Below are 5,716 nucleotides of genomic sequence, written 5' to 3'. Positions count from 1 at the left end.
GCTGTTTTGATCAAGAGTCTTGCTGCTGAGCATGCAGTGCCGGATAACCACAGGCGGGTGCAGCTGATGCTTCACGACCGGCATAGGTTAATTGAGCACCCGCTGGGATTGCCCCCCAGAAATGATGCTGACTACAGTACCAAGCGCCCTGGTTTTGCGGCTCTTCCTGACACCAGACAAAATCTTTAACATGCTGGTATTGGGCTAATGTCTCTTCCATCTCAGCGCGAGGGAACGGATAAAGCTGCTCAACACGGATAAGCGCGACATGAGTGATATTCTCTTTACGACGTCTCTCTAGCAGTTCGAAATAGATCTTACCGCTACAGAAGACCACGCGATCCACCTTATTGCTATCCAAGCTATCCATCTCAGGGATAATGTTCTGGAACGTTCCCTGTGCGAGCTCTTCCATAGTAGAAACAGCTAATGGATGACGCAGCAAAGATTTGGGAGACATCACGATCAGAGGACGACGCATAGGGCGTACCACCTGACGTCTGAGCATGTGATAAACCTGAGCCGGAGTCGATGGCACGCAGACCTGCATATTGTGGTTGGCACATAATTGCAGGAAACGCTCCAGACGAGCACTCGAATGCTCAGGTCCCTGACCTTCATAGCCATGGGGTAGCAACATAGTCAGACCACACAAGCGTCCCCACTTCTGCTCACCAGACGACAGAAACTGATCGATGACGACTTGGGCACAGTTGGCGAAATCACCAAACTGAGCTTCCCATAAGATCAATCCACCCGGCTCGGCCGTGGCGTAGCCGTATTCAAAAGCCAATACAGAGGCTTCTGATAAGACTGAATCAGTCAGGTCAATCGGGCCTTGATCAGCGGATATGTTACGTAGCGGCATATAAGTCGAAGCATCATTTTGATTATGCAATACCGCATGGCGATGGAAGAAGGTGCCACGACCCGAGTCCTGGCCCGTGATACGGATACGTTTCTTATCTTCAAGAATCGATGCATAAGCCAGAGTCTCGGCAAAGCCCCAATCGAGCAACTTCTCACCCTTTGCCATCAAAGCGCGATCTTTGTAAATCTTAGCCACGCGAGATTGCAACTTGTGAGATTCAGGCACGTAACTGATCTTATCCGCAAGATTGCGAATACGCTCCATCGACATCTGAGCCGGATAGTCTTCATCCCACTCTCTGTTGATGTAGGGCGACCAGTCTACCGAATGCAGTGTCATAGGACGCCATTCATCGACCACGCAATCACCGTGATCTAAGGCATCACGATAAGCATTGATCATCGCGGTGACTTCGTCGGCGGCCAAGGTCTTCTCGGCAATTAGCTTATCGGCATAAATCTTACGCGGCGTAGGATGCTTCTTGATCTTGGCATACATCAGCGGTTGAGTCGCACTGGGCTCATCGGCTTCGTTATGGCCATGGCGGCGATAACAAACCAGATCGATAACCACATCTCGCTTAAATTCGTTACGATAATCGACGGCCAGCTGAGAGATGAAGGCAACAGCCTCAGGATCGTCGGCATTCACGTGAAAAATCGGTGCCTGCACCATCTTAGCGATATCGGTACAATACTCAGTTGAGCGTATATCTTCCTGATTCGAGGTGGTGAAACCTACCTGATTATTAATCACGATACGTATGCTGCCACCGACCTTGAAACCGCGAGTCTGAGACATGTTGAATGTCTCCTGGACTATGCCCTGACCCGTGATAGCCGCGTCACCATGAATAGTAATAGGCAAGACTTCGAGGCCATCATCACAGCCACGACGATCCAGACGTGCGCGCACCGAGCCCATGACGACCGGATTAACGATCTCCAGATGTGATGGGTTGAACGCGAGGGCCAGGTGAACATTGCCAGCGGGCGTCTTAAAATCGGAGGAGAAACCTTGGTGATACTTAACATCACCTGAGCCATTGAGTGCGTCGCTATGTTTACCGGCGAATTCGTCAAACAACTCAGCGGGTTTCTTACCTAAGATATTAACCAATAGGTTCAGACGACCACGGTGAGCCATGCCCACGACGACCTCTTTGGTGCCGGCTTCGCCCGCACGATAGATTATCTCGCGCATCATAGGAACAAGCGCATCGCCACCTTCGAGAGAGAAACGTTTCGCCCCTGGAAATTTAGCGCCTAAGTATTTCTCCATACCTTCGGCGGCGTTCAAGCCTTGGAGGATACGGATTTTAGCGGTTTTATCGTAATTAGCTCTACCTAAAGAAGGTTCTAACCTTTGCTGGATCCAGCGCTTCTCGTCAGTATCTATCATGTGCATGTATTCGGCACCGATAGAGCCACAATATGTGGCCTTCAATGCGTGTACAAGATCCACAAGCTTCATGGTTTCGCCACCATGAGCAAATGAGCCTGTATTGAATTCACGCTGCATATCTTCGCTTGTTAAGCCATGGAAGGCAGGGTCCAGTTCAGCAACCTTGTCACGTTTCCACAGTCCCAGAGGGTCGAGATTAGCGTTCTGGTGGCCACGGAATCGATGAGCGTTGATCATCTGCAGGACTTTAACTTGCTTAGCGTCGACTTCAGGATCTGTCACACGGGCGGAGCCCTTATGACGTCCTTCGAGCGCTAAACTACGAAAATAATCACGTACTTTAGAGTGGGCTGCTTCGGGTACATCAGCCGATGCGCCGTTCGCATGAGAGAGGTTATCAAACACCACTTGCCAGTCTTGGGAAACAGACTGAGGGTCTTCTTGATAGGCTTCATACATCTCTTCTACATAGGTCGAATTAGCACCGTTTAGGTGTGATGATTCGAGCCAGGCTTTCATGATGCCTTGGTGCATTTCTATTCCTTTCAAACTTTATACACTTGTTTAGCCGAAGTTTTGTAAATGCACCCTTCGTCATTACAAAAAGACTGACGAGAGGCACACAGCTTTTGCCGCCCCTAGATTTCTGCTATTGCAGAATTCACGGCATATTGTAGTTCTATTACATAAAGAGCCACTTCTCCACGGAGAAGTGATTCGAGCTATCTAATTATTACTATCAGCTCTTTGTGTTGCATTTACACCGCTCTCTTCAACAACATGGACTTAATATGTCCAATTGCCTTAGTCGGATTGAGTCCCTTAGGACATACATCCACACAGTTCATGATGCCATGACAACGGAATACGCTGTAGGCATCATCAAGTTCCGATAAACGCTCTTCGGTGGCAGTGTCACGGCTATCGATTAGGAAGCGATAGGCATGTAACAAGCCAGCTGGACCGATGAACTTATCAGGGTTCCACCAGAAAGATGGACAAGAGGTAGAACAACAAGCACACATGATGCACTCATATAAACCATCTAATTGTTCACGTTCCTCAGGTGATTGCAGATGTTCACGCGCAGGCGTTTTCTCATCGTTAATCAGATAAGGCTTGATCTTCTCGTACTGAGTGTAGAACTGAGATAGATCTACAATAATGTCACGGATAACAGGCATTCCCGGCAGAGGTCTTAACTCGATTTTCTTACCCTTGAAGCTAGACACCGGCGTGATACAAGCCAGACCGTTCTTGCCATTCATGTTTAGGCCGTCTGAGCCACAAACACCTTCACGACATGAACGACGAAATGCCAAGGTAGGATCTTGCTCTTTCAGCAATATCAGTGCATCCAGAACCATCATATCGGTACCATCTGCAACTTCTAATGTGTAATCCTTCATATACGGCTTAGCGTCTACATCGGGATTGTAGCGATACACTGCGATATTCAAATTCATCTCGGTATCTCCTTAGTATGTACGCTTGATCGGTGGGAAGGCGGCGCGAAGCTTAGGCGACATGTTCACATCACGCTTAGTCATCTGTTCCGTAACCGGGTCGAACAGGCTGTGACACAACCAGTTCTCATCATCACGCTCGAGGAAATCTTCACGAGAATGAGCACCACGGCTCTCGGTACGGAAATTGGCGGCATAAGCCGTCGCAATCGCAGTAGCCATCAAGTTATCCAACTCTAAACATTCAATACGCTGAGTATTAAACTCACTCGAATTATCAGAAAGCTTTGCATTGGTCAGGCGTTCACGGAGCTGCTTCAACTCTGCTAGGCCTTCGGCCATAGAGTCGCCACGGCGAAATACGGAGAAGTTCAGCTGCATACAGAGCTGTAAATCTTTACGGATCTGCACCGGATCTTCACCGTCTTTGTTACTTTCCCAACGGGAAAGACGTGCTAGAGACGCATCGATGTCGGCGTCAGTGGCATCTTTAGGATCAGGAGTCTCATCCAGAGCCTTACCCAGATGCTGACCCGCTGCACGACCAAATACCACTAAATCCAGTAGTGAGTTACCCCCTAATCGGTTAGCACCGTGTACCGATACACAGGCAATCTCACCGACGGCAAATAGACCAAGTACATCAGTCTCGGAGCCATCTTCTCTCTGACGAATGACCTGACCACTCACTTTAACAGGCAAACCACCCATCATGTAATGACACGTGGGTAGTACAGGGATTGGTGCATCGGCCGGATCGATATGAGCGAACGTACGCGACAGTTCACACACACCAGGAAGACGCGCTTCCAGAGTCTCTTTACCTAAGTGATCCAGCTTGAGTAACAAGTGCGGACCTAAAGGACCATCTAGACCACGACCTTCACGAATCTCGGTCATCATAGAACGTGCAACCACGTCTCGAGAGGCCAAATCTTTCGCGTTAGGCGCATAACGTTCCATGAAACGTTCGCCGTCTTTATTGAGCAGATATCCGCCTTCGCCACGACAACCTTCGGTCACCAGCACACCGGCTCCCGCGATTCCCGTAGGATGGAACTGCCACATCTCCATATCTTGCATCTGCACGCCGGCGCGCATTGCCATGCCGACACCGTCGCCAGTATTAATATGTGCGTTGGTAGTAGAAGCATAGATGCGACCCGCGCCACCAGTAGCGAGCACGGTAGCCTTAGCCTTGAAATAAACGATTTCACCGCTCTCGATATCGATAGCGGTACAACCGACAATCACGCCGTCTTCGTTCTTCACCAAGTCGAGTGCATACCACTCGGAGAAGACTTGTGTCTTATGCTTAACATTTTGCTGATAAAGACAATGTAGCAGTGCATGACCGGTACGGTCGGCAGCAGCTGCGGTACGAGCCGCTTGCTCGCCACCAAAGTTTCTCGATTGACCACCGAACGGACGTTGGTATATCTTGCCATTGTCGAAACGAGAAAACGGCATACCCATGTGCTCCAGTTCGATAACCGCCTCGGGACCTTTCTCGCACATGAATTCGATCGCTTCTTGGTCACCGATAAAATCGGAACCTTTAACCGTATCGTACATGTGCTGTTCCCAATGATCTTCATGGGCATTGCCTAAAGCGACTGTGATGCCGCCTTGAGCCGAAACCGTATGAGAACGAGTCGGAAACACTTTAGATAAAAGCGCACAGCTCTTACCTTCTTTTGAAATCTGTAATGCTGCTCGCATACCTGCGCCACCGGCACCGATCACAACCACATCAAATTCGCGTACTGGAATACTCACTTAAACACCCCACACAATTAACATGCCGGCAGCCAAATAGGACATGGCTGCTATGACAACAATAAACTGAAGTAAACCACGAAGCATTAATGGCTTAACGTAATCTGTTAGCACCTGCCAGATACCGATCCAAGCGTGAACCAGAATCGCAACTAGGGCTAACAAGGTGAATACTTCATCGGCAGAGCGCTAACAA

At 49.2% G+C, this 5,716-nt stretch carries 4 protein-coding genes; all 4 read right to left on the bottom strand.

The annotated features are described in order from the left end of the window. Positions 1-10: 10 nt before the first annotated feature. Entirely contained in the window at positions 11-2,809 is a 2,799-nt protein-coding gene (gene sucA / locus KT99_RS19095) for a 2-oxoglutarate dehydrogenase E1 component (RefSeq protein WP_005503520.1), read from the bottom strand. A 224-nt stretch (positions 2,810-3,033) separates the two neighbouring features. Then, entirely contained in the window at positions 3,034-3,741 is a 708-nt protein-coding gene (locus KT99_RS19090) for a succinate dehydrogenase iron-sulfur subunit (protein ID WP_005503518.1), read from the bottom strand. A 12-nt stretch (positions 3,742-3,753) separates the two neighbouring features. Beyond that, positions 3,754-5,520, bottom strand: a complete 1,767-nt coding sequence (gene sdhA, locus KT99_RS19085; RefSeq protein WP_005503516.1) for a succinate dehydrogenase flavoprotein subunit — start codon at positions 5,518-5,520, stop codon at positions 3,754-3,756. After that, positions 5,521-5,685: a succinate dehydrogenase, hydrophobic membrane anchor protein gene (sdhD, locus tag KT99_RS19080; RefSeq protein WP_005503509.1), complete on the bottom strand. Its 165-nt coding sequence runs from the start codon at positions 5,683-5,685 to the stop codon at positions 5,521-5,523. Between the last annotated feature and the right edge of the window lie 31 nt (positions 5,686-5,716).

Source organism: Shewanella benthica KT99 (assembly GCF_000172075.1).
Classification (GTDB): Bacteria; Pseudomonadota; Gammaproteobacteria; order Enterobacterales; family Shewanellaceae; genus Shewanella; species Shewanella benthica_A.
Note: the sequence above shows the minus strand (reverse complement) of the source record. Positions and strands in the feature narration are given on the sequence as shown.